Origin of the sequence: Arthrobacter sp. 18067 (genome assembly GCF_902706295.1) — a bacterium.
Classification (GTDB): domain Bacteria; phylum Actinomycetota; class Actinomycetes; order Actinomycetales; family Micrococcaceae; genus Arthrobacter.
The window spans coordinates 462,203-484,366 of the sequence record NZ_CACSJJ010000001.1; the positions used below are offsets into that span (position 1 = coordinate 462,203).

The 22,164-nt window shown below is 60.1% G+C and carries 19 protein-coding genes; 5 read left to right on the forward strand and 14 right to left on the reverse strand.

All coding sequences use genetic code 11. The annotated features are described in order from the left end of the window. Window positions 1–209: 209 nt before the first annotated feature. From GVL04_RS01970 to GVL04_RS01990, 5 genes are all read right to left on the reverse strand, one after another. Window positions 210–1,790 (reverse strand): ABC transporter substrate-binding protein, encoded by a 1,581-nt coding sequence (locus GVL04_RS01970; protein ID WP_159698720.1) that lies wholly within the window; start codon window positions 1,788–1,790, stop codon window positions 210–212. Window positions 1,791–1,916: 126 nt separating this feature from the next. Next, window positions 1,917–3,830 (reverse strand): ABC transporter ATP-binding protein, encoded by a 1,914-nt coding sequence (locus GVL04_RS01975; protein WP_200846715.1) that lies wholly within the window; start codon window positions 3,828–3,830, stop codon window positions 1,917–1,919. After that, window positions 3,827–4,828, reverse strand: a complete 1,002-nt coding sequence (locus GVL04_RS01980) for an ABC transporter permease (protein WP_159698723.1) — start codon at window positions 4,826–4,828, stop codon at window positions 3,827–3,829. Before GVL04_RS01980 ends, GVL04_RS01975 begins: the two co-directional genes overlap by 4 nt. Beyond that, window positions 4,825–5,844, reverse strand: a complete 1,020-nt coding sequence (locus GVL04_RS01985) for an ABC transporter permease (RefSeq protein WP_159698726.1) — start codon at window positions 5,842–5,844, stop codon at window positions 4,825–4,827. Before GVL04_RS01985 ends, GVL04_RS01980 begins: the two co-directional genes overlap by 4 nt. Next, window positions 5,841–7,154, reverse strand: coding sequence for an NAD(P)/FAD-dependent oxidoreductase (locus GVL04_RS01990; protein ID WP_159698729.1), 1,314 nt, complete (start codon window positions 7,152–7,154; stop codon window positions 5,841–5,843). The genes GVL04_RS01985 and GVL04_RS01990 overlap by 4 nt, the downstream gene beginning before the upstream one ends. A 536-nt stretch (window positions 7,155–7,690) precedes the next feature. On the opposite strand from GVL04_RS01990, the gene GVL04_RS01995 reads away from it, so the two are divergent. Then, a complete protein-coding gene (locus tag GVL04_RS01995; protein ID WP_159698732.1) occupies window positions 7,691–8,584 on the forward strand; it encodes an alpha/beta fold hydrolase in 894 nt (297 codons plus the stop codon). On the opposite strand, the gene GVL04_RS02000 is transcribed toward GVL04_RS01995, so the two are convergent. The 9 genes from GVL04_RS02000 to GVL04_RS02040 form a co-directional block, all read right to left on the reverse strand. After that, entirely contained in the window at window positions 8,568–9,467 is a 900-nt protein-coding gene (locus GVL04_RS02000) for an IclR family transcriptional regulator (RefSeq protein WP_159698735.1), read from the reverse strand. The two genes, GVL04_RS01995 and GVL04_RS02000, sit on opposite strands and share 17 nt — an antisense overlap. 319 nt (window positions 9,468–9,786) lie before the next feature. Continuing rightward, window positions 9,787–11,712: a CocE/NonD family hydrolase gene (locus tag GVL04_RS02005; RefSeq protein WP_159698738.1), complete on the reverse strand. Its 1,926-nt coding sequence runs from the start codon at window positions 11,710–11,712 to the stop codon at window positions 9,787–9,789. 303 nt (window positions 11,713–12,015) lie between these two features. After that, complete coding sequence (locus tag GVL04_RS02010) at window positions 12,016–12,948, reverse strand: cytochrome b/b6 domain-containing protein (protein WP_159699092.1); 933 nt, start codon at window positions 12,946–12,948, stop codon at window positions 12,016–12,018. Between the two features lie 11 nt (window positions 12,949–12,959). Next, window positions 12,960–13,928, reverse strand: coding sequence for an electron transfer flavoprotein subunit alpha/FixB family protein (locus GVL04_RS02015; protein ID WP_159698741.1), 969 nt, complete (start codon window positions 13,926–13,928; stop codon window positions 12,960–12,962). Window positions 13,929–13,942: 14 nt separating this feature from the next. Further along, a complete protein-coding gene (locus GVL04_RS02020; protein WP_159698744.1) occupies window positions 13,943–14,713 on the reverse strand; it encodes an electron transfer flavoprotein subunit beta/FixA family protein in 771 nt (256 codons plus the stop codon). A gap of 53 nt (window positions 14,714–14,766) precedes the next feature. Then, on the reverse strand, window positions 14,767–15,777 hold the full coding sequence (locus GVL04_RS02025) for an alpha-ketoacid dehydrogenase subunit beta (protein WP_159698747.1): 1,011 nt from the start codon (window positions 15,775–15,777) through the stop codon (window positions 14,767–14,769). Then, entirely contained in the window at window positions 15,774–16,769 is a 996-nt protein-coding gene (locus GVL04_RS02030; RefSeq protein ID WP_159698750.1) for a thiamine pyrophosphate-dependent dehydrogenase E1 component subunit alpha, read from the reverse strand. The genes GVL04_RS02025 and GVL04_RS02030 overlap by 4 nt, the downstream gene beginning before the upstream one ends. 2 nt (window positions 16,770–16,771) lie before the next feature. Next, window positions 16,772–16,999 (reverse strand): biotin/lipoyl-containing protein, encoded by a 228-nt coding sequence (locus GVL04_RS02035; RefSeq protein ID WP_159698753.1) that lies wholly within the window; start codon window positions 16,997–16,999, stop codon window positions 16,772–16,774. Window positions 17,000–17,270: 271 nt separating this feature from the next. Beyond that, window positions 17,271–18,086 carry an SDR family NAD(P)-dependent oxidoreductase gene (locus GVL04_RS02040; RefSeq protein WP_159698756.1) on the reverse strand — a complete coding sequence of 272 codons (816 nt, stop codon included), beginning with the start codon at window positions 18,084–18,086 and terminating at the stop codon, window positions 17,271–17,273. 313 nt (window positions 18,087–18,399) lie between these two features. Between GVL04_RS02040 and GVL04_RS02045 the strand changes: the two genes are divergently transcribed. From GVL04_RS02045 to GVL04_RS02060, 4 genes are all read left to right on the forward strand, one after another. Further along, window positions 18,400–19,101 carry a FadR/GntR family transcriptional regulator gene (locus GVL04_RS02045; RefSeq protein WP_159698759.1) on the forward strand — a complete coding sequence of 234 codons (702 nt, stop codon included), beginning with the start codon at window positions 18,400–18,402 and terminating at the stop codon, window positions 19,099–19,101. 58 nt (window positions 19,102–19,159) lie between these two features. After that, window positions 19,160–19,843 (forward strand): GntR family transcriptional regulator, encoded by a 684-nt coding sequence (locus tag GVL04_RS02050; protein WP_159698761.1) that lies wholly within the window; start codon window positions 19,160–19,162, stop codon window positions 19,841–19,843. Next, complete coding sequence (locus GVL04_RS02055) at window positions 19,840–20,433, forward strand: short chain dehydrogenase (protein ID WP_159698764.1); 594 nt, start codon at window positions 19,840–19,842, stop codon at window positions 20,431–20,433. Before GVL04_RS02050 ends, GVL04_RS02055 begins: the two co-directional genes overlap by 4 nt. 640 nt (window positions 20,434–21,073) lie before the next feature. After that, window positions 21,074–21,988, forward strand: coding sequence for a dihydrodipicolinate synthase family protein (locus GVL04_RS02060; RefSeq protein WP_159698767.1), 915 nt, complete (start codon window positions 21,074–21,076; stop codon window positions 21,986–21,988). Window positions 21,989–22,164: the final 176 nt, after the last annotated feature.

The window sequence follows — 22,164 nt, forward strand, 5'->3', positions numbered from 1 at the left end:
CCCACAACTATCGCAGCTGTAGCAGCTTCGTCCGCGGACCAAGTGAAAGCGGCGGACTCTGTTGCACGATGGGCAATGAGATCGCGAGCCGTCGGGGCTGTGATGCTCCGACCACAGCCACTGGATACAATCCTCATCCGAGAACGCATCAACTGTGTCGCCCTCAGCGTCTGGACGAATACGGAGAGCGGCCGGCGCCGCAGCGATGGTCACGCCACCCACAGGGACTTGAAGTCGAAGTTGCCGAACGACAAGCCCGTCTTGGAGGCGGTCAGCCCGCCCACCGACTTGCCGGCTGCATCAATCGATGCCGCAAACTGCGGAATAATGTATCCGCCCTGGTTGTGGTCGATCAGTTGCATCTGATGAGACAGCTCACGGCGGGCGCCCTCATCGGTCGTTGCGATCGCCTGCTGGTAAAGGCTGTTGTACTTCTCGTCGCTGAAATGAGTCTCGGGGTACGGGGCACCCGGTGTGGTCGTGTAACTGGCCATGGCCAGGTACGGGGTGTAGTACCACGCGTCGATCGACATGTCCCAGGACAAGAAGTTACTGCCGAAGAAGTCAGTGACGGTGACCTTCTGGATCTCCACCGTCACTCCGGCCAGCTTTGCCTGGTCCGCGAAGACCTGGGCCGTCTGGACCGCACCATAGGAGATGTCGCCGACCACAAGAGTGATCTTCAGGTCAGACTGACCAGCCTGCCGGAGCAGTGATTTCGCTTGGTCAATGTCCTGCTCGCGCTGCGGTATCGATGTGTCATAGTCAGGGTCCCAGAGGCCGAACACGTCGTTGCCGACGGTTGCGTTTCCTTCGAAGATGACGCTGTTGAGCTGCGCACGATTCACCACGAGTCGAAGCGCCTGGCGGACACGAACATCGTTGAACGGGGGCTTGTCACACCGCATGACGATGGGCGTCGAGCCACCACCCTTCGATACGAGCACTTGGCCCGCTGCTCTGGCCACGCCGACGGACGCAGCGGACAGCTGGTTGACGAGGTCGACCTGCTGGGCCTGCAACGCGTTGAGCTGTGCAGTCTCGTCGGTGTAGTTGCTGATCACGAGGGAATCGACGTGCGCGGCAGTGTCCCAGTAGTCGCGATTGGCAGTGAAAACGCTCTGCTGTCCGGGCGTAAACGACTCGAACTTGAACGGACCCGTGCCTACAGGATTATTGGGGTCATAGTCGGTCGGGACGATGCCGAGGTAGTAGGCATTCGCGTACAGGGCTTGGTCGAGGATCGAGAAGGGGGTAAAGCACGGCAGCTTGACAGTGAGCTTGTCCACCTTCTGGGCGTTCTTCATGTCGATCTGGGTCAGGGCCGACGATCCGCCGTAGTGGTTCGACACGACCCGGTTGAGCGTGAACAACACGTCGTCGGCGGTGACCGGCTTGCCGTTGTGGAACGTCAGTCCGTCCTTGAGCCTGATCGTCCATGACATGGCGTCCTTGGACGGTTCGATCAGGTCTGCCAGAGCTTTGACCCCGTGTGCGTCGTTATCCATGCCAATCAACGGATTATAGAGCGCACCTCCCCGAGCGAAGTCGATATTGTTGAGGGGCAGGGCAGCGTCCAACGTGTCGGCCGCCCCGCCTCCGGTGAGGCCGGCACGCAGGGTACCGCCCTTGACGGGCGAGGACGTCGATGTGGTCGTGCCAGCCCCTGCCGAGCTGTCGCAGGCCCCGAGCGCGCTGGCGACAGCTGCGGCTGCCAGCCCCGTTCCTGCATAGCGAAAGAGAGTGCGTCGGGATAGCCCGGCATTATTTGGGTTATGCGGCTCAATCATGAGTGCTCCATCTCGGGTAGTTCGGGTGCGTGGGTGATATCGGATACGTTTGGCGGTTCAAAGGTGTGGGGATGCCACTACTGGCCTCGGAGCTGTTGTCGCTCGCTAACAGTTGGACCGGAGTCTTCATCCCAGACCCACCGATCGCACCGGGTCCTCGAAGCTGGGCAGGTGCTCCATCAGCTGCTGCGTGTACACGGCCTGCGGGTTGTCCAGCACCGAATCCGTCCCGCCTTGCTCAATGATCCGACCGTCTGACATGACGGCCACGTGCTGCGCGATACTCCGGACCAGGGGGAGATTGTGAGTGATGAAGAGTATGGACAACTCCTGGTCGAGCTGGAGGTCTCGCAGCATTTCGATCACGGACGCCTGCACGGACACATCGAGCGCCGATGTCACTTCGTCGCAAACGAGCACCTGCGGCTGGACCACGAGGGCTCGCGCGATCGCCACTCGCTGACGCTCGCCGCCCGAGAGCTCATCGGGATATTTGGCCAGGTACGTGCGCGGCAGCGAGACAGCATCCAGCGTGCTGACGACCCGCTGGTTCCGTTCACGACGGCCTAACTTTGTGAAATGCTCGAGAGGCTGCAGCAACAGCCCACCCACCGTCCGGCGGGGGTTCAATGACGCGTAGGGATTCTGAAAGACATACTGCATGCGCTGCAAGGCGTCGCGGGACCGCTGGCTCACACCGGGTGTGATCTCTTCATCGCTAAGACGCACCTCACCGGACCACCCTCGATGCAACCCCACCAGGCACCGTGAAAGAGTCGTCTTGCCGGAGCCCGACTCACCGACCAGCGCCAAGCACTCGTTCTTGCCGATTGACAGGTTGATGTCGTGGAGAACTTTCTTGGTCCCGTAGTGCGCGGACAAATTGGACACCTGCAACACGACGGTCGAGTCTGCCTCTTCGTGCTGGTCATCCACCGCGTCCAGCACTCGCAGGTCCAGCGCCATTGCCTCGCGCGTGCCGACGCCCGGTGCTACGAGACAGCGAGCAGAGTGCGAACCATCAGAACCTGCGGGTACCGCCACGAGAACTGGTGAGACATGATGGCATCGGCTTTCACTGATCGAGCAGCGAGGGGCGAAGGCACATCCCGGCGACGGATCTCCCAGCTCAGGTCTGACACCCGGCATCGCGCGGAGTCGAGTGCGACGTTCGGCGGAGGGCACTGCGCGCAGCAAACCTCTTGTGTAGGGGTGCTCCGGCGACCCGAAGACACGCGCGGCCGGTCCCCTCTCCACGATCTTCCCCGCGTAAACCACAGCGACCTGGTCGGCCAGCTCCGCGACGACAGCGACGTCGTGACTCACGTAAATGGCCGCGACCCCGTACTTCGAGCACAGCGAGCGGACGGTGTTCAGCACAGTGCGTTGCGTGGTCACGTCAAGGCCCGTGGTCGGCTCATCCATGACTATCAGGCCGGGACGACAAGCAAATGCCATGGCGATCGCGACGCGTTGCTGCTGCCCGCCCGACAGCTGATGCGGATACGCCGAGAGTACGTGACGCACTCCGTCGAGGCCAACCTCGCCGAGGATCTCACGGATACGCTCGTCGGCTTCCCGCTTGCTGACGCCGTGGACCGTCAAGATCTCGCGGAGTTGCGATCCGATGCGGCGTGCCGGGTTGAGTGCCGTTCCCGGGTCTTGGGGCACGTAGGTCATGGCGCTTCCATATAGTCCTGTCATTTTCCGTGCAGGAAGCGACGTGAGATCACGCCCGTCCAGGCGTATGGCACCGTGACTGATCTCGAGACCACGCCGGGTGTGGCCGATCATCGCCAGCCCGAGTGTCGTCTTGCCAGAACCGGACTCACCCACGATGCCGAGGATCTCACCTGCGGCCACCTCGATGCTCACATCATTGACGATCACGACCTTGCTCGACGCGATCCGTACGGTGAGGTTCTCAACCGTGACCCTCATGTTGCCTTTCCCCGTCTCAACGGCCCCGCCGTGTCCTTGCTCGTGGACCGGGTCCGTGGTTCCTACCGATACCGACATGTCCTGCTCCTGCTTGGTCATAGTGTCTTCGTCTCCTTCGAGGGCATAGCCTGATCCTCAGCGGGAAGGACGACGGCAAGAGCGGGCGACCCGGCATCGGCCGTGATGCTGGCCCGCACCGTCCGGTCAACTCTGAGCGCCGACCGGGTCACCGCGTCCGCGAAGGTGTTGACACCGATCGCGAAGATGGCGAGCAGCATGGCCGGCACGAGGATGGCCAACGGATTGATGGCCGCTCCGATCCGATTCTCATTGATCATGTATCCCCAGTTGGCGTCCGGCGGTTGGAAACCGAATCCCAGGAACGCCAGTCCGGCCATCACGATGATCGAAAAGCTCATACGTAACCCCGACTCCACCATCAGGGGCGTGGTCAGGTTGGGTAGCACTTCGCGGAGCATGACCCGCACGGGACTGACTCCGGTGATCGCCACCGCTTTGACATAGTCGCGCTCGGTGACATCCAGTGCTGCTGCTCGGATGACGCGGGCGACCTGTGGAGCATGAGATGTGCCGACTGCCACGACGAGGAGCCACAGCTGGTTCCCGGCGACCGAGATCAGCAGCAGCGCGAACACCAGCTGGGGGAAGGCCAGGACAACGTCGACGACTCGCATGATCAGGTTGTCGAGCCAGCCGCCCAAGTACGCAGCTGCGACACCTGCGATGGCGCCCACCACCACGCCGAGCGCCGTGGCGAGCGTAGCGAGAACGATGATCTGCCATCCTCCGGAGAGGACGCGGCTGAGGACATCGCGTCCCAGCGCGTCCCCGCCGAAGATGGCGTTGGAGGACGGTCCGGCAAACGCGCCGACTACACCCACCTTGTTGGGCTTCTCTGGCGCAAAAAGGGGTCCTAAGAACGCCACAGCGAGGACCAGGAACGTTAGGCCGAGCCCGACCATGCCTCGGGTGCTTTGGCATGATCTGCCCAAGACACTCAGCCATTCGAACCTGCGGACCATTGGCACCTCTTCGAGCGCAATGTCTGCTGCTTGAGGGGATTGGATGGTTGTCATCTCTGCAGCCGCCTTCTGGGTGTGGCCATCAGAGCCAGCACGTCCGTGATGATGTTCACTATCACGTAGAAGGCGGCCAACAGCGTCACGAGGAATTGGATGGTCGGGACGTCCTTGTTGAGGATGGCCTGATAGAGTGCCTGCCCCACTCCCGGGTAGTTGTAGACCGACTCCACCACAACGATGCCTCCGGCGAGGTAGAGCAGGTTGAGCCCGATCGCCTGCACCGTCGGGGCAACGGCGTTCGGAAGTGCGTGTCGCAGCAGCACCTGTCGCTTTGTCAGCCCTTTCAGGCCAGCCATCTCGCCGTACTCACTCTCCAGCGCCTCAACAGTGGCGGCGCGCATCATTCTGAACACGTACGGGGCGATGACGATGACCAGCACGATGGTTGGAAGGACCAACATCGAGACGTGATCCCACGGGCGCGCACCTGGCGGAAGTGCCGACACGGCGGGAAACCAGTGGAAGACGTTGGTCGAGAACAGGACGGTCACGAAGATGGCGATGACGAACTCGGGCAGCGAGAGAATGGCCAGAGCGGTCGCCGCCAGGGCGTGATCGAGAGGGCTGTCCCGGAGCACAGCGGCAACGAGCCCGACGGCCACGCCGATCAGCGTTCCAAGGATGCCTGCGGTCACCACGAGCGCAGCCGAGTTCAGTACCTGCGGCCCGGTGAGCGACGAAATCGTCTGCTGGTTCACGAGGCTTCGGCCGGGATCACCTTGTAGCAGGCCCGAGAACCAATGCCAGTATTGCGCGACCGGAGACTGGTCAAGCCCCATCTGCTTCTCCAGTGCAGCCAGTCGTTCCGGTGTCGCGTTCTTCCCCAGCACCGCGAGGGCCGCGTTACCGGGCAGCAACTGGGTGGCTGCGAACACGATCATCGTGACGATCCAGATCGTCACGATGCCCAGCGGGACGCGCTGTAGCAGCATGGCCAGGACGGGACGTGGAACTCGTTCGTCGCTTGGCCGGCTGATGGATGCCGAGGAAACCGCAGTCGCGTTACTCACGGCCGAGACCCAAGAAGGGCAACGGCATCGGCCGAGGCCTTATGGGCTGTCTCGAGCGCACCCTCCATCCATCCCATGAATGAGACCGCGATGTCGCTGCTTGCGAACAGGATCCGTCCCTCGGGGCGGGAAAGCTCGGAGTGAGTCGTCGACAACATACCCGGTCGGGCGCCAAACCATGAGCCCTTCGCCAGCACGTCAGTGTTCCAGTCGTGCCAATCGCTCTTGATGACGTGGGCACCCGGAGTCAGCGCTTCAACAGCGGCATCTGTACCTTCGACCGAATTGAAGTCAAAGGCAGTCGGGTCGCACGAGAACCCAACCTTGAGGGCCGAGCCCTCGACGTCGTACTCCCGACTCAGGACAGCGAGGCCCCGGTTGGTGCTCGGCCCCGCCATCACGGCGTCGACGTCGTTTTTCTCCACCAAAGCCCAGAACTTAACTGTCATGTCCGAAGAGTGAGCACCAGCTGCGGCATCCTGCTTGCCTTGACTGAGGGCCGGGGTGAACGTCACATCGTTCCAACAGTTCAGGGGCGTCGTCCAGATGACGCATCGGGCGCGGAGGACATCTCCCTCGGATGTGGTGACTTCGACGCCGTCGTCGTCCTGCGTCACGGACGCCACGTGCGTGTTCAGCCGCACGTCAGCACAGTCTCCGGCGATGGCGTCGATCATGGACTTGGTTCCGTGGGTGAAGCGATGGTGACCGATGGCGAAGAAGCTCCACGGGCTGTTCCCCACAAGGGCCAACTGCTGAAGCAGCATCAGTGCGGACATCGACGCGGTGTCCCGTGCTGCGTAGAAGACCGGGAACATGGAAAGAAAGTCCCAAGTGGCTCGCGGAAGGTCCAACGGGGCAAAGAATTCATCCCACGACACGTCCAGATCTTCCAGGCCCTGGGTGTCCAGAGGGGCGTACGGGTCAATACGATCAGCTGCTCGAACGCAGTGCAATACCGCCTTCTCCAGGGACTTGATCTCGTCCAGGGGCACGGGGAACCCTCTGGTGCGTTTGCCGTTGATGAGCCACTCCGACGCGGCCATCTCGGGGCTCAGCTCAATCGGAATGTCGTAACGGTCCAGCTCAGCCTGCATTAACGGCTGGTAGTTCATTGTGAGCCAGTTGCCACCCATCTCGATGAGTTGGTCGGTGTCGGCGAACTTGCGATACCACGTGCGTCCTCCCAGACGATCCCGCGACTCCAGGACCACAGCGGTGATGCCCTTGTCTTTGAGATTCCGGGCCGCCGTGAGACCAGCAAAGCCAGCCCCAACTACGACAACATCAAACTGCTCCGAATCCGTCATGGTGTTCTCCTGCTATGTGCGTGGCCTGCGCCTCACGAATTGGTTTCGTGGACGGGCGTCAGTGCTGATGTGCTGACTAGTGTTCTGAATCACGTATGAATCAACTAGTTAGTAGTCAACGCCGCCGAATACGGCACTGTCAAGCAGTAATGGCAAGGGAAACGTGGTTGAACTGCATAAATGTACCTGCCTTAAAGAACACTCCTTTAAACCACGTACTGTCTGCAATGAGGTGCGGCGGGAGTTAAGGTGCCGGCCGTCTGCCGTCGTCGCCGGTTCCTGCGAAACCCTTTAGACAGGTACGTGGCTTAAAGGGCTTCCGATAACCACGTAACCCGCGCCCAGCAGAGGATTCGAAATGCCGAGAATTTACTGAATATGAAAGCTGTCCGTAACAAGCGCGGAGGCACTTCGCGGAGCGTCGACTGCGTTCAGCGAGCTGTCTTTGCCGGCCCTCCCACAGGGTGGAACGGGGACTTGTCCGTTATTGGCAAATTCTGTTGACGAGCGCTGGCCGGACCCTCCATGATCGTTTGATGTTTGAAGGATTTGAAGAGCACAATATTCGCGTCGGCGACGTCGACATCGCCTGCGTCGTCGGAGGCACCGGTCCAGCGGTTCTAATGCTGCACGGAGCGCCGCAGACGCACGCCATGTGGCACAAGATCGCGCCCAACCTTGCGCGCAGCTTCACGGTGGTCGCCGCAGATCTTCGGGGATACGGGGACAGCTCGAAGCCGACGTCGGGTGCAGACCACGCGGAATACTCATTCCGTGCCATGGCGCTCGACCAGGTACGTCTCATGTCCGCGTTGGACCATGAGCGATTCGCAGTTGTGGCTCACGACCGAGGCGCCCGTGTAGCGCATCGGCTCCTGCTGGACCACCCTGAACGCGTTTTCGGTGCGTCCATCCTCGACGTGCTGCCGACCGAGTACAACTACTCTCATGTGACCCGAGAACTGGCAACGGCCTACTGGCACTGGTTCGCCTTCATCCAGCCGGCCCCATTGCCGGAGGATCTCATCACACCAGCGGCGGTAAAGTTCCTGCACCACGTGCTGAACTCGTTCGGGAGCAGCTCGTCCGTGTTCGCGCCGGAGGCGATGGCTGAGTACGAGCGCTGCTTCAGCGATCCACAGATGATCCACGCCATGTGCGAGGACTACAGAGCAGCCGCTTCCATCGACCTCGAGCACGACCGTGAAAGCCGTGATCAGCGCGTGGAGTGCCCGTTACAGATCATCTGGGGGTCCGCAGGGGTTGTCGGCCAGCTGTTCGATCCGCTTGCCGTGTGGCGCGAATACGCCAGCGACGTTCGAGGATCTTCGGTTGACGCCGGGCACTTCCTGGCCGAACAGCAGCCCGATCAGACGTTCGAGCTCCTCAACGACTTCCTTAGCTCGCTCACCCCTAAGGCCTCTCACTAAGTCGGTCGCTGACAGCTTCCTGAATCAGAGCTTGTTCGCGCTTGAGGGCGGCAACCAGATAGTCACGTCGCGAGCCACTGAGGCGCTCTTCGACACTCGCGATGCTCAGCGCTGCACGGGGCACCCCCTCGCTGTCGTGGAGTGCGATACCGATGGCCCACGAGCCGACGGCTGCGAGCCCAGGATTCAGCGCAAAACCGTCCGCACGAACCTGTCCAATCGACTTACGGAGAACCGACTCGGACACAAGAGGGTAATGCCTGGCAACCACCTGGTCATTTCTCTCGATCGCCTCATCCACTTCGTCATCCCCGAGGCTCGCGAGGATGGCCAGCGCTCCTGCCCCGACGCCCAACGGGTGGCGATCCCCCACCCCCATGGCGTTGTTCCGTATGATTCCCGCGCCCTCCTCTCGACGCAGGCAGAGGCCATAGGTGCCTTGGCGAACAGTAAGGAAAGTGGTGTCCTCAGAAAGCGCCGCCAGCCGGCGGAGACTGTCCGATGAGGCCTCCACAATGGGATCCAAGTTAGCAACGGCAAGCTGCCCGAGAACCTGGGCATGCAGCCCCAGACGATAGTTACCAACCTCCGTCCGCTCGACGTAGCCAGCCTCCACCAGAGCGTGTGCGATCCTGTGGATCGAGGACTTCGGTGCTCCAGTCACCCTGACCAGGTCCGCCAGTGTGACACCGCCGCACTGTTCGCGGGACATCACGGCCACCAGGTCAAGCAGCATGAGACCGCGATGAAGACTCTGCGCTCCAGGCACGCGGAAGTCCCTGCTCTCATCGTGCGCAACGTTCCATGATGCGGAACGCTGCAACCTATTTCCCCGGCTTCTGACCTGGGCAGTAAGGGAACGGGCCGTATGTTCTAGAGTCATATCGCTAAGTCCTCCAATTTTCAAAGCTTGATGACGGATGCAGGTTCGACCGGGGGTTTCAAGGCTGATCCTGCGCGGCAGTCAGGTTGCAGCAGTGGACACGCGGCCGCACGTTGCTGTTCCTCGCCAGCTACGGGACCAGAGACTGCCTGGCCGTCCATGGGGTTGCACGGTTCGGTCCCCCTGAACCAGCCGGCCCCTCTGACCACGAACTACATGCATGCAAAAAACTGCTCTCCGGAAGTCAGAACTGAGTTTGGCAGTCCAACTTTCGGAGAGCAGTTCACGATCGCGGTAGGCGCTCTTCGTACCAAGGCCGTCAGATGGCGAAGTTCCTCTCGAAGAAGGGGGAACCGTTCAGCGAGACAGTGGCTTTGGCCCAGTGGGCGTGCCGCGTCTGCCACGTGACGGCGTGGACCTCAACATTGGCCCCTCCCTCCAGCCCCATCGAGACCGTGACGTCTGTGTCCACCTGCGCAGCGTCCGGGCGGCTGGCTGTGACGGAAAACCGAAAAGTCGAATCGAACGTCAGAAGGTCGCCGGTTCCCGATGGGAGGTAGGCCGATCCTCTCGACTCAATCGCGGTTACGACTGCACCGGTGGCCACGCTGGTCTCGACGCGACGATCTACGAAACCGCCCTCGAGTGCGAGTGGCATGACGTTGACCGTCGGGTCCGGTGCAGGGAGGACCGGGCTGTCCCATACGTGGTCGTCGACGAGTGGGAGCCGTACCTCGGACACCAGCATGTCGCCGGTCGCGAGACGGATGCTCGGCGTGACAGAAGACGGCCAGTGCCGTGGGAAATCTCCTACAGCGATAGACACCCGCAGGTGATGACCGGCTGGGACTTGGTAGGCAATGGGGAACAGCGGCACGTCCAGCCGCGCAAACTTGCCGTGCACGAAGTTTGCCCCTTCCGGTCCATCCTCGGTTAGCCGGGCCGAACCCAGGCAGATGAGCGTGGCGCGACCGTCGGGGCCCACGTGGCTGAGTTTGACCGTGAGGTCGAGTTCGCTTCCTTCGTCGACTGCGACGAAGAGAGACGCGTGCGGCACACCCAGAATGTCGATGATCTCCTCCGAAGGCGCGGAGTCGAAGGTGAGCGACTTGATGTCATCAGGCCCCTGGTCCAAGGCCGCTGCCAGTCCACCCCCCAAGCCGTCGAACAGCACGGAGTGGGCACCTACTGTCGGATCACCATGATAGGAGTACTCGTGAGCCACAGCCGCCCCCTCGTCAGTGATGAGCTGGTGATTCGCTGACAACTTGAGCGGGTGGGTTACAGCTCTCTCGACGACAGGCCACTCGCGTTCAGAGCGCCACTTCTCTGCCCCGTATACCCATACAGCCACCTCTGGATCGTCCTCGCTCACGGCCGTGGTGTCGTTCTTCAGGTAACGGTCGAACCACGCCTTGATCAGTGTGAGATGATCCGTGGTGCCCAGCGGTGCGGCGTGGGGAAGGGCATGCTCCCACGGTCCGATCATAAGCTTGCGCGGCGCCTTGAGCGCCTCGAAACCCCATGTGACTTCCCGGGGGAAGAGGTCACGCCACCCGCCGATAACGAACGTTGCCGCCTCGATCTTGCTCCAGTCGATTGCCCGTGACGCCCAGTAGGAATCTTCACGGTCGGGGTGGCGACGCCACTCTTGGGAGCGCTCCGCAAATTGCTCGAGACGCTTGAGCCAGATGCCGTGCCATGCGCCAGCAGTGTCCTGCCGGCCAGGCGGCAGGAGCTCCATTGCCAGCATGAACCCAGCCCAAGTCGAGGAGATGTACGGCGCTGGGACGTCCGAGGGATACCAGAGCTCGTAGGCGTCAGCGGGCGGCATGATCGGAGCGATAGCTTTCAAATGGGGAGGACGCAATGCTGCCGCCTCCAACGAGGTGCGTCCTGGATACGAGAATCCATACATGCCCACGTTGCCATCGCACCAATCTTGCTGTGCGATCCACTCGACGACGTCATAGGCGTCCTGGCCCTCACCGTCACCGTCGAACGACTCCCAGCGGACACCTTCTGATGCCCCGCATCCCCGCATGTCCACCTGAAGTGAGGCATATCCGTTTGTCGCGAAGTACTCGGTCTGGAACTCATCCTCGATGGCGTTGAGGTCGTCCTTGCGATAGGGCGCAAAAATGAGGGCCGCAGGCAATGCAGCGGACGCGTCAGGCCGGTAGAGGGTCGCGGCGACCCTGACTCCATCGCGGAGGGGAATCTTGACATCCCGCTCAATAATCATCTGTTGTCCTTTGGGAAGTTGAGCCGACCCCATTGACGCTAGGTCGAATTATTTGGATTGATTTGTTAGTCAAATATCCTCAAGATCTCTTCGCACTGTCAAGCATTTTCCGGGCAAACCCAGGCGATATTGAAGATAGTTACTTGTTCTAAAAACTATTTGATTAGGCAGGTATAGGTGCCCTGCAATTTAGGTTCTGAGGTTGCGCCAGCAGCGTCAGCTGAACCTGCAGAAAATGGATCTCCAGCACGGCGCTACGTTCGTCCTGGGGTAGTTCCAGATGGGGCCCGGGAGGCGCCATGCCTAACGGGAGATCTTTCCCGTCAGGGATGCAACGGGTCGTAGAAGCAGGGGCCGTGCAGCAAGCCAAGCGGCCATCATGACGACAAAGGAAACAGAAAAGAGGATGAGGCCCAGCCACCCCTCATCGTCCGATCCCGAATACATGTGGTTCAGGTTCCTTAGCACGCCGGTGGCAAAGACCAGGAATACATGAACGACAACAAAAGCGACAAAGAAAATCATGACAGGAATATGCACTGCCCGCGCCAAATCAATGGGATAGAACTTGTTTATGGTCTGGGCATCTCTTGGCCAGACCGGAGACATCCGTAACCCTGTCAGCATCGCCAACGGAGCGGCTATGAAAACGACGGTGAAGTATGCCAACACCTGAAGCGAGTTGTAGTTGACCCAACCGTTCTCAGTGGGCCAGTTGAGCGAAGCGTACTGAATCAGTGCCGACAGGGCATTCGGAAAGACCTCCCACTGAGTCGGTACCACGCGCCCCCAGCGTCCGGAGACCACTAGCAAAACCACGAAAACCAGGCCGTTGAGCACCCACAGGAAGTCAAGTGTCAGGTGGAACCACAGCTCCAGACTGATTTTGGTGGGGGGCTTTTTCGTGCGAAGAAACCCCTTGTTGTTGCGCGTCCAGTAGGCCGATGGCTTGGTGGTAGTCCGCACCTGCCAGCCTGATCGAATGATCAGCAGGAGAAAGAACGCGTTGAGGAAGTGTTGCCAGGACAACCACCCCGGCATACCTTCAGGAGTACCCTGGGGCAGTTCAGTATGCCCCGGATACGTTCGGATAAAGTCAGCTACTTCGTCCAACCCGATCAACCATTTGGCAGTGAATACAGCGGCCAGCGCAGCCACAAGAGTCGCCGCCGCTCCCCAATATGTTTTTGCCTTCGCGACACTCTTCGTTGCAGACGACGTCTTTGTTGACGACATTGCTGATTTGGTCACGCTGATCGGGACCCAAGCGCGTCGATCAATTGCGGCACCACCACTGAGACGTCCCCGACGATGCCGAAATCGGCTACGTCGAAGATGGCCGCCTCCGCGTCATTATTAATGGCCACGATCGTTTTGGAGGTCTCCATACCGGCACGATGCTGAATGGCACCTGAGATTCCCAGCGCCACATAGAGCTGCGGCGACACCCACACACCTGTTTGCCCCACTTGCGAGGTCTGTGGCACAAAGCCTGCATCCACAGCTGCCCGGGAAGCGCCGACGGCGGCGCCAAGCGCGTCGGCCAACTGCTCGACCAGCACAAAATTCCCTTTGGATCCGAGTCCAAGACCACCGGATACAACTTTGTCCGCAGTGCGAAGCTCTGGCCGGGTCGACGTCGAAGCGGGAACAAATGATTCGACCACAACCGCGGCCCGCGGATTGGCTGCCACCTCGATGGAAATCAAGCTGGCCACACCGTCAGCGGGCGCCTTGGCTTCGATGGCCCCCTGCCGGATAGTGAGGATGGGAAGCCCTTCCACAACTGCATCGACGGCGTACTTTCCGCCGTAGACCGAGTGCGTAGCGACGACCTGTCCGTTCTCCTTTCGGACGTCCACGACGTCTGCGAGTACACCCGTTCCAACTCGGGCAGCCAAACGCCCTGCCACTTCCCTGCCGTCGGCTGAATTCGCAATCAGAACCGCATCCGGCTGGAATTCCCTGACCACCGCTGCCAGAGCTTCGACCTGCGGCGTGATGTGCAGGGTCTCAGCGTCCGGTGTTTTTGCGAACACAATCCTGTCTGCTCCAAGCACTCCGAGACGGGTGATCACTTCATTACTGGGCGAAGCGGAGCCTGACACGATCGCAAGAGGATTGCCTAGCTTGGCCGCAGCGGCCAATAGGCCGCCGACTGAACCACTGACGCCACCGGACCGAGGGGTCTCTACATGAACTACGACGTTCGTCATTTCATTTCTCCTAACTAGGCCAAGCGGTTGCTTACAAGGAACTCGACAAGTTCCTTCGCGGCTGTGCCGTCATCGACTATCTTCTTTCCTGCAGTGCGGGCTGCGCGGACTTGAGTCGACAGGACAGCGGTTCGGGAGCCGGCGTCGTTTGCCAGACCGAGATCAGCCAGGCTGAGCACGGTTATGGGCTTGCGCTTGGCGCCCAAGATGCCCTTAAAGTTGGGAAAGCGCGCATCAGGGGAACGTTCAGTTACCGAGATAAGAGCTGGGAGGGAAGCACTCAAACCAAGGATGCCGTCTTCTCCTTGCCGCTGGCCCCGGACGTAGCCGTCTGATAAATCAGTAGAAAACAGACCGCCCAGAAGGGGTAGGCCGAGGTGCTCGGCGACCATGGCCGGCACGACGCCACTGCGCCCGTCCGTGGATTCATTGCCCGTGATAACAACGTCGAAGTCGACCGTCTTCAGCGCCGCGGCCAAGACACTTGCCGTTCGTGAAGCGTCGGCGGCCTCCAGCCGATTGTCAAGGATATGGATAGCCGAATCCGCCCCCATGGACAGTCCTCGTCGCAGCGTCTCTTTTGTGGACTCCGGCCCCATGGATACAAGGACGACGTGTGTACTCCTGTCCGCGTCCTTGTATTGCAGTGCCACTTCCAAAGCGCGTTCATTGACCTCGTCAAAGACAGCTTCGCTCGAACCACGATCCAGGCGCCCGCTTGAGACATCGAGCTTACGCTCTTCTGCCGTATCCGGGACCTGCTTGGTCAGTACAGCAATCTTCATTAGGGAACTCCTTTGAATTGATGTCTACGTCAGGAACAGCGACCCCGCCGGTCTCAAACTGTCAGCTTCGTATGGCGCCCCACTGTTGCCAGCGCTTCGTCCACGATGTTCTGCGCGGAGGGGATTACGGCCTCTTCCAGCTCCTCGGAATAAGGAATAGGTGCTCGTGCAGCGCCCATGCGCCGCGGTGCCGCGTCGAGTTCCCCCCAGCATTCCTGCACAGTGTTGCTGACGAATTCTCCGCCCCATCCGAAGTCCCGGACCGCTTCGTGAACAACTAGGAGGTGCCGGGTTTTCCGGACTGAAGAGAAGACTGTCTCCATGTCGAAGGGGTACAAGGTCCGCGGATCGATGATTTCCACATCTACCCCTTGCGCGCTGAGAACCTGGGCAGCTTCGAGGGCACGCTTCGTCATGAGTTGCGTTGCCACAATAGTGAGGTCCTTGCCTTCACGTGCCACCCGCGCTTGTCCCAGCGGAATGAGTTCCTTCGTCACGGGGCCCTTGTCGTAATAAAGGGCCTTGTGTTCGAGGAAGACCGTCGGGTTCTCACTCTTGATGGCGCTGCGTAGGAGACCGTATGCGTCGTTCGCGGTGCCGGGAACGACCACCTCCAACCCCGGGATATGGGCATAGAGGGTTTCCAGCGACTGTGAGTGCTGCGCCGCCTTGCCGATGCCGGATCCACCGTTACTCCTCACTACCAATGGGGTGGAGAACTGGCCCCCGAACATGTAACGGGATTTGGCGGCCTGGTTGATCAGTCCGTCTGCCCCTAGGAGCATGAAATCCGAGTACATTATTTCGACAACAGTCCTGGTGCCCGCCATGGCGGCTCCGGCTCCGGCGGAGATCAGCGTTTCTTCGCTTATGGGCGTGTCCCGGACGCGTTCCTTGCCAAACACGTCAGCCATCTTGCGTGTGACACCGTAGATGCCGCCACCGGTACCCCAGGTAGTGAGGTCCTCCCCCATGATGATTGTCGACGGATCCTCAGTGAATTCATCGTGCAATGCTGCGTTCAGTGCCCGCCAAATCGTCAACTGCTGAGCTGGCTTATTCATCGGTAGTCCTCGCTGACTTGAGTAAAGGCTGAAGAAACGTCCGGGAAGGGAGAAGACTTGGCGAACTCCTCAGCAGAGTCGACCAGCGTCAGCGCGGACGTGGCTATCGCTTTGAGTTGTGCCTCATCCAGAACGGTCGAGTCGAGGAGTCTCTTCGCAAGCCGGGCGATCGGGTCGCGGCCCTTCCATTGCTCCACCTGCTCAGCAGTCCTATAGATTTCCGTGTCTCCGGCCATATGTCCCAGGTACCGATAGGTGTCGGCGACGATAAAAGTCGGGCCTTGCCCGGACCGGGCCCTTTGGACCGCCTCGGCCGCTGCGTTGCTGACCGCTTCTACATCCATTCCATCGACATCGACTGAAGGCACTCCATAAGCCTCTCCGCGCCGGCGGAGATCTGGCTGGGCCACCATCTCCTCCAATGTTGCGGATTGCGCGAAGTGATTGTTCTCGCAAACAAAAATAACGGGAAGTTTCCAGATTGCTGCAAGATTGAAGGCTTCGGCCAACACGCCCTGGTTGGTGGCTCCGTCGCCGAAATATGCGACGGCCACGTTGTCCGTACCCTGTGCTTGGGCCGCCAGGGCGGCGCCTGTGGCGAGGCCAATTCCGGCGCCGACAATCCCGTTGGTTCCCAACAGCCCCAACTCTTTTACTCCGATATGCATGGAGCCACCCTTACCGCCGCAATACCCGTCGCGACGTCCAAGGATTTCCGCCAGCGTTCTTCCCGCATCGGCGCCTTTGGCCAGACAATGGGCATGCCCGCGATGATTGCTGGCGACACTGTCGGAGGCCCGCAGCGCCCAGGACACACCCACCGCCACTGCTTCCATGCCTACCGAAGGGTGAGTGGAGCCCCGGATCAGGCCCTCCTCCGAATAGGTCGGTAGCCGGGACTCGAACTCCCGGATGGTACTCATCAGTTCCAAGGCAGATGGTCCATCGATATCAAGGTCGAATCTGGTTGCCTCTGTGATTTCGACAGTCATAGCTAGCCCACCCTCGCGATGATCGCCTCAGGTTCCAGGACGTCGCCCTCTGCTGCTACATACGTAAGGGTTCCGCTCGCTGGTGACAATACTTCGACCTGAACCTTTGAAGTTTCAAGCTCGGCGATGGCCTGGCCTGCGGTGACCTCACTGCCATCTTCTACCAGCCACTCACTGAGGTCTGCTTCAGTTTCGGTGCCCAGGAGTTCCTGCCCCACAATGACGTCCACAATAAGATCCTTTCGTTGGTGTTTCCTTGTTCCAGCATGGTGCTACCAAGTTGGACGTGTCAATGACTTGTTAGAAATTCGGTTGCTTCCTCACCCCGCCGTAGGCAAAACAGAGCCAGGAACAGCGGCCACACGGGAGGAGGGAACTCGGGCATTACCGTCCCGCCGTCAGCGCGTGCTCGTCCATCGCCTGGGGCGATTCTGATTTACGCAAGTCACGGCTGCCTGCCAGTCGCCGCCGGTCGACGTCGACTTCCTCACGCGCGCTGGATTATTGGCCTATGGAGGCTGTCAGGCCGCCATCTACGGGCAGGCAAATGCCATTTACGTATTTCGACTCATCGGAAGCCAAGAAAAGTGCCGCTTGGGCAACGTCAAATGAAGTGCCCATTTTTCCCGTGGGGCTGAGAGCGTGGCGGGCCTCAAGCATTGCTTCAACGGACGGGTAGTTGCCGGCTATCTGCTTGTACATCATCGGCGTTTCGATAAAGCCAGGTGCGACAGCGTTGGCCCGGATTCCCTTGTCGGCGTACTCGAGGGCCAGATTTACGGTGAACTGAATCAGCCCTCCCTTAGTCGCCGAGTAGCTGGGGTAGTTGTATCCCAGGTAGCGCATGCCGCCCACCGACGCGATGTTTACGATGCTGCCGTAGCCTTGTTCGAGGAAGATTGGCAAGACATGCTTGCTGGTTATGAAGGCGCTGGTGAGGTTGACCTTCATGACAAGGTCCCACTCCTCGAGACTCATCTCGACCGGCCCGCCCATCCTTGCGATGCCCACATTGTTATGGAGCACACTGGGCTTCCCTACTTGGGAAACGCATTCGCGGACAGACGCCTCCACCGCCACATTGTCGGATACGTCCGCTACGGCACCACCGACGGAAATCGAGAGATTTCTTGACCCCTTCAGCTCTGATAGTTTTTCCAGCGAGCCCTTCACTGCATCGGGCGAAACGTCCACGACGAATACGTTGGCGCCTTCTTCGGCATAGGTGAGCGCCGCGGCCAGACCGTTATTAATCTCGCCACCTACCGATCCCCCGCCAAATACGATGACTGTTTTCCCTGCCATACGTTCTGTCATGACGTCTCCTTTTCCTATCCTGAATGCTTACTGACGCTCACGGTGAGTGGGGGCGTGCGGTTCACTGCTCATCTTCGAGCCGGACCCATTCGTCCGCATGCCGACTCCCGCCGAGCGGTGGGTTGGCGCTCGTTATGGATGGCAATCCCCGTTGCTTGACCAGCATGGACTAAGTCATCGCCGTAACCGCAATCTTGGTGTTACCAAAGCAACCTTGTCAAGATGCGTCTTTCAAAGTCCTAGTACCATGAGAGGCGCATATCGCATCAAAGGACATCCTTGGTAGCGCCAAGAGCCAACAGAGGAGGGCACAGTGGAAGACGATCTTCTGGTCAGGTTACTGAAATTGATGGAGGACGTCGGGCCGGATCAGCGCATTCCATCTGAACGGGAGCTCGTTGTCCAATGGGAGACTTCGCGGACGGCGTTGCGTCACCGGCTCAGGATGTTGGAAGCCATGGGCGCCCTCGAAAGAAGAGGCGCCGCAGGGACCTACACGCGCACTGTGAAGCCGCATGATGTCGCAGCGGCGTTGAAGATAGGCTTGCATTCGTCGGCCCTCTCATCCGCTTCAGCCTTTCAGCCGGTGAGAGTCGCGCTCGAACGGCAGGCAGCCAAAATGGCAGCGGAGGACTTCAAACCCATACCTGTGGCCCACGCAGAAGATGCCGTGATGCGGATGGAAAAGTCCACATCGCCAGATGCCCTCTATGCAGCTGACCTGGATTTTCACCACGCCATTTTCCAGGCCTCCGGGAACGCTGCGCTGATCTTTTTCTCCACGGCAGTCGGTGACCTGATCGCGGACTCGGTGAGTTCCCGCCGCTCCCGAATGCTTCGACTCGCTAACGATGTAGATGAAATGAGAGTGCTACATCGCGCCATCCTTGAAGCCATCAAAGCCAAGGATCCGGCAAGCGCCATGGCTGCCATGGATATGCACTTCGACAGAATCGATTCGCTGGAGATTGAGACGCCAAGTTCGCTACCCCTCGCAGACGAATCTATCCAGTAGGCCCAGAGGTTAGACTGCTATCGTCTGACAATCAGCATCGACGACAGTAGGCGCTAACATGAGTGATCGTTCCACTTTGTCTCCCGTGGCATCGGTATCGCGCCGCGATGCCGTCATGAAGGAAATTCGACGCGCAATTGTCGTGGGAACCCTAAAACCCGGGGACAAGCTGACTGAAGTCAAGCTCTCATCGATGCTGAATGTCAGCCGTCCCACCATCCGCGAAGCTCTGACCCAGCTGGCTCAGGAGGGGCTGCTGGTCCAGGAACCATATAGAGGCCTTCGGGTCGCCACATTGCGCCCCTCGGAGATCATGGACATCGCGAAGGCCCGCACGGCACTCGATATGCTTGCCGCTGCAACAATCCTGGAAGACACCACCGGACGGCGGCTGGCGATGGTGGAAGCCGCTTGGGACGAGTACCGCAGGATCGCTTCTTACCCAGACCCGGCGGTCCTCCATGAGGCGCACATCGCCTTCCATAGGAGTTTTTGGGTTGCCTCTGAAAATGCATTGCTCCTGCGTTTTTGGCCTGTTACCGAGGCTCATCTGACCATAGCGCTGGCGCAGGATCAGGCGGCCAGGGCGGACCCCGCTCGAGCCCTTGAAATACACGAACAATTGGTACGCAGCATGCGTTCGGGAGATATGGAAGCGATTGAAGCGGCTTTCGCTGTCCACACCCTGGACAGCGCAGAGCAGCTGATCAAGCTGCTCGAGCAGCAGGAGGAGACAGTATGAAGGTGTTGGTCATTGGAGCAACCGGACTTTTGGGCTCAGCAGCTTCAGCGGCCCTTTCGGAACGCCATGAGGTGATCCAGGCCTCAAGAAACGGGGACGTTCGAGTGGACTTGGCGGACCACGAGTCCATTCCGAAGATGTTTGAAGCGGTTGGGAAGGTGGACGCCGTGGTCGCGTGCACCGGCGTCGTGCCTTTCAAGCCGCTGGCAGACCTGACGGCCGCGGATTTTGAGTCTGGCGTGTCGAATAAGGTTTTGGGACAAGTCAATTTGGTGCTGTTGGGAACTCCGCATGTTAACGATGGCGGATCGTTCACCCTGACTACCGGCGTGCTGGCGCGCGAACCGATCAACACAGGCGTAGCAGCCTCCCTGGCCAATGGGGCGCTTGAGTCGTTCGTGATGGCGGCCGCTGCTGAACTTCCGCGTGGAATTCGTATCAACACCGTCAGCCCTTCGGTTCTTGAGGAAGCCACTGGTTACCACGAGTACTTCCCTGGATTCCCTAAGATTTCCTCGGACGAGGTTGGCCAGGCGTACGTGAAGTCTGTTAATGGCATCCAGAACGGACGTGTTTTCTCACTGGGCTAAGTTGAACGAAACCAGACGTTGAGAGGGCGGGACCGTATGGTCCGGCCCTCTTCGCGTTTGAGCTTGCTGTTGGCTGACTCCGGTCAAGGCGTCATCGAAAACGCCGGTGTTTGGCTTACTTCTTCAGAGGTTACGACGCCGGGAGGCACCTGTGCGCAGCCGTTGCGATGAAGGACATCAGTCCGCGGTTGAGCACTTCCGCTTCAAGCTTGTCTTGACCGGTGCACTGACCGGCTTGCGGGGCCGGCCATCTCCACTAGTCCGAGAGCCCAGAACACAGCGGGAGCGGAGACTTCGCTTTGATCTTAGGTCGGGCGGCCAAAGTTGCCAGGCCGGACTTGAGCTGATCTCGGTCGATCCGCCCCCTTGTCGAGGTAGAGCGCGGAGGACTTACAGACTTTCATGAAGGAGAGGGTAGACGGGCCAGGGCTCGTGATAGTACCGTTGGTATGTAGTTAGATTGTCTGACAACAAAACAACTGCTATGGGGGCGCCCTCACCCACTCTTCAGCCCTAGGGGCTGACCGATTCCGTGGCGTCCGACGCCAGGCAGCCGGTCCTGGCCCAGTAGCTCCTCTCCTCCTCTTTTGACGCCGCATACGCGCGTCGGACTCGATCCATAGATAAGGCCCATCAGGACATGTCTCACACCACGAAAAACCTCCGCGGCATCCTCGCAGCCGTGACCACCCCGTTCACCGACGACGGCAGCGCTATCGATGAAGCAGCGCTCCAGCGTCAAGTTGAGCGACTGGTGTCTGCCGGTATCCACGGCATCGTCACCACCGGAACCACCGGCGAATTCACGACGCTTTCGGCCAACGAGTACCGTCGCGTCATCGAGCTCTACGTCAAGGGAGCGGGCAGTCGCATACCAGTCGTGGCTGGCATCGGCGCGCTATCGACCCAGGGAGCCATCGATCTTGCGCAGCACGCCGAAACCGTTGGGGCTGACGCGATAATGCTCGTTCCGCCGTTCTTTGACCCTTTGGACTTGAACGCCTTGAAGGCATTCCTCTCCGCTGTTGCCGGATCGATCAGCATACCGATCGTCTTCTACAACGTTCCTGGTGCGACGGGCATCCAGCTCACAGCAGCTGAGCTCGCTGAGCTAGGGGACATCGATGGTGTCGATTACATCAAAAACACCTCCGCCGACGCTGTTGGCCTTGCCGAACTTCTGGCCGCTCGCACGGACCGCATCAAGGCTTTCAATGGCTGGGACACCCTGACGTTCTTCGGCATTGCCAGCGGCGCCGAAGCCTCCGTCTGGGGCACCGCCGGGGTCGTGCCCGAACTCGCCGTCGAATTCTGGAACGTCCTCGCAGAGGAAAACGACCTGGTCCGCGCCCGCGAACTGTGGAAGCACCTCTGGGCCATTAGCGACTTCTTGGAGTCCGTTAACTACGTCGCCGGCATCAAAGCAGGTTTGGAACTCATTGGCGAACCCGTAGGCCCAGCCCGCCTGCCCATCCAGTCGCTTCCCGCCGACGAGCGGGAACGATTCGCCGGTATCCTGCGTGCCGCCGGCGTCCTTCCGGCAATAGCCGCATGACCACGCGCTCCGCCAGAGGCGAACCCGGAAGCGGCTGGGGGCTCGTTCAAGGCCGCACTATGGCGGAGCGCCGGCATTACTGGGTAAGAAACCTGAATTCTGCTGCCCCGGCTCATGCTTCCTGAGCCGCGCGGCCATCCTGGCACTCCTCTGTGGACTTCTCAGACCTCAGCCTT

Coding starts and splice junctions, on each gene's coding strand:
- GVL04_RS01970 (WP_159698720.1), bottom strand. CDS start 1,790: ATGATTGAGCCGCATAACCCAAATAATGCCGGGCTATCCCGACGCACT.
- GVL04_RS01975 (WP_200846715.1), bottom strand. CDS start 3,830: ATGACCAAGCAGGAGCAGGACATGTCGGTATCGGTAGGAACCACGGAC.
- GVL04_RS01980 (WP_159698723.1), bottom strand. CDS start 4,828: ATGACAACCATCCAATCCCCTCAAGCAGCAGACATTGCGCTCGAAGAG.
- GVL04_RS01990 (WP_159698729.1), bottom strand. CDS start 7,154: ATGACGGATTCGGAGCAGTTTGATGTTGTCGTAGTTGGGGCTGGCTTT.
- GVL04_RS01995 (WP_159698732.1), top strand. CDS start 7,691: ATGTTTGAAGGATTTGAAGAGCACAATATTCGCGTCGGCGACGTCGAC.
- GVL04_RS02000 (WP_159698735.1), bottom strand. CDS start 9,467: ATGACTCTAGAACATACGGCCCGTTCCCTTACTGCCCAGGTCAGAAGC.
- GVL04_RS02005 (WP_159698738.1), bottom strand. CDS start 11,712: ATGATTATTGAGCGGGATGTCAAGATTCCCCTCCGCGATGGAGTCAGG.
- GVL04_RS02010 (WP_159699092.1), bottom strand. CDS start 12,948: ATGTCGTCAACAAAGACGTCGTCTGCAACGAAGAGTGTCGCGAAGGCA.
- GVL04_RS02015 (WP_159698741.1), bottom strand. CDS start 13,928: ATGACGAACGTCGTAGTTCATGTAGAGACCCCTCGGTCCGGTGGCGTC.
- GVL04_RS02020 (WP_159698744.1), bottom strand. CDS start 14,713: ATGAAGATTGCTGTACTGACCAAGCAGGTCCCGGATACGGCAGAAGAG.
- GVL04_RS02025 (WP_159698747.1), bottom strand. CDS start 15,777: ATGAATAAGCCAGCTCAGCAGTTGACGATTTGGCGGGCACTGAACGCA.
- GVL04_RS02030 (WP_159698750.1), bottom strand. CDS start 16,769: ATGACTGTCGAAATCACAGAGGCAACCAGATTCGACCTTGATATCGAT.
- GVL04_RS02040 (WP_159698756.1), bottom strand. CDS start 18,086: ATGACAGAACGTATGGCAGGGAAAACAGTCATCGTATTTGGCGGGGGA.
- GVL04_RS02050 (WP_159698761.1), top strand. CDS start 19,160: ATGAGTGATCGTTCCACTTTGTCTCCCGTGGCATCGGTATCGCGCCGC.
- GVL04_RS02055 (WP_159698764.1), top strand. CDS start 19,840: ATGAAGGTGTTGGTCATTGGAGCAACCGGACTTTTGGGCTCAGCAGCT.
- GVL04_RS02060 (WP_159698767.1), top strand. CDS start 21,074: ATGTCTCACACCACGAAAAACCTCCGCGGCATCCTCGCAGCCGTGACC.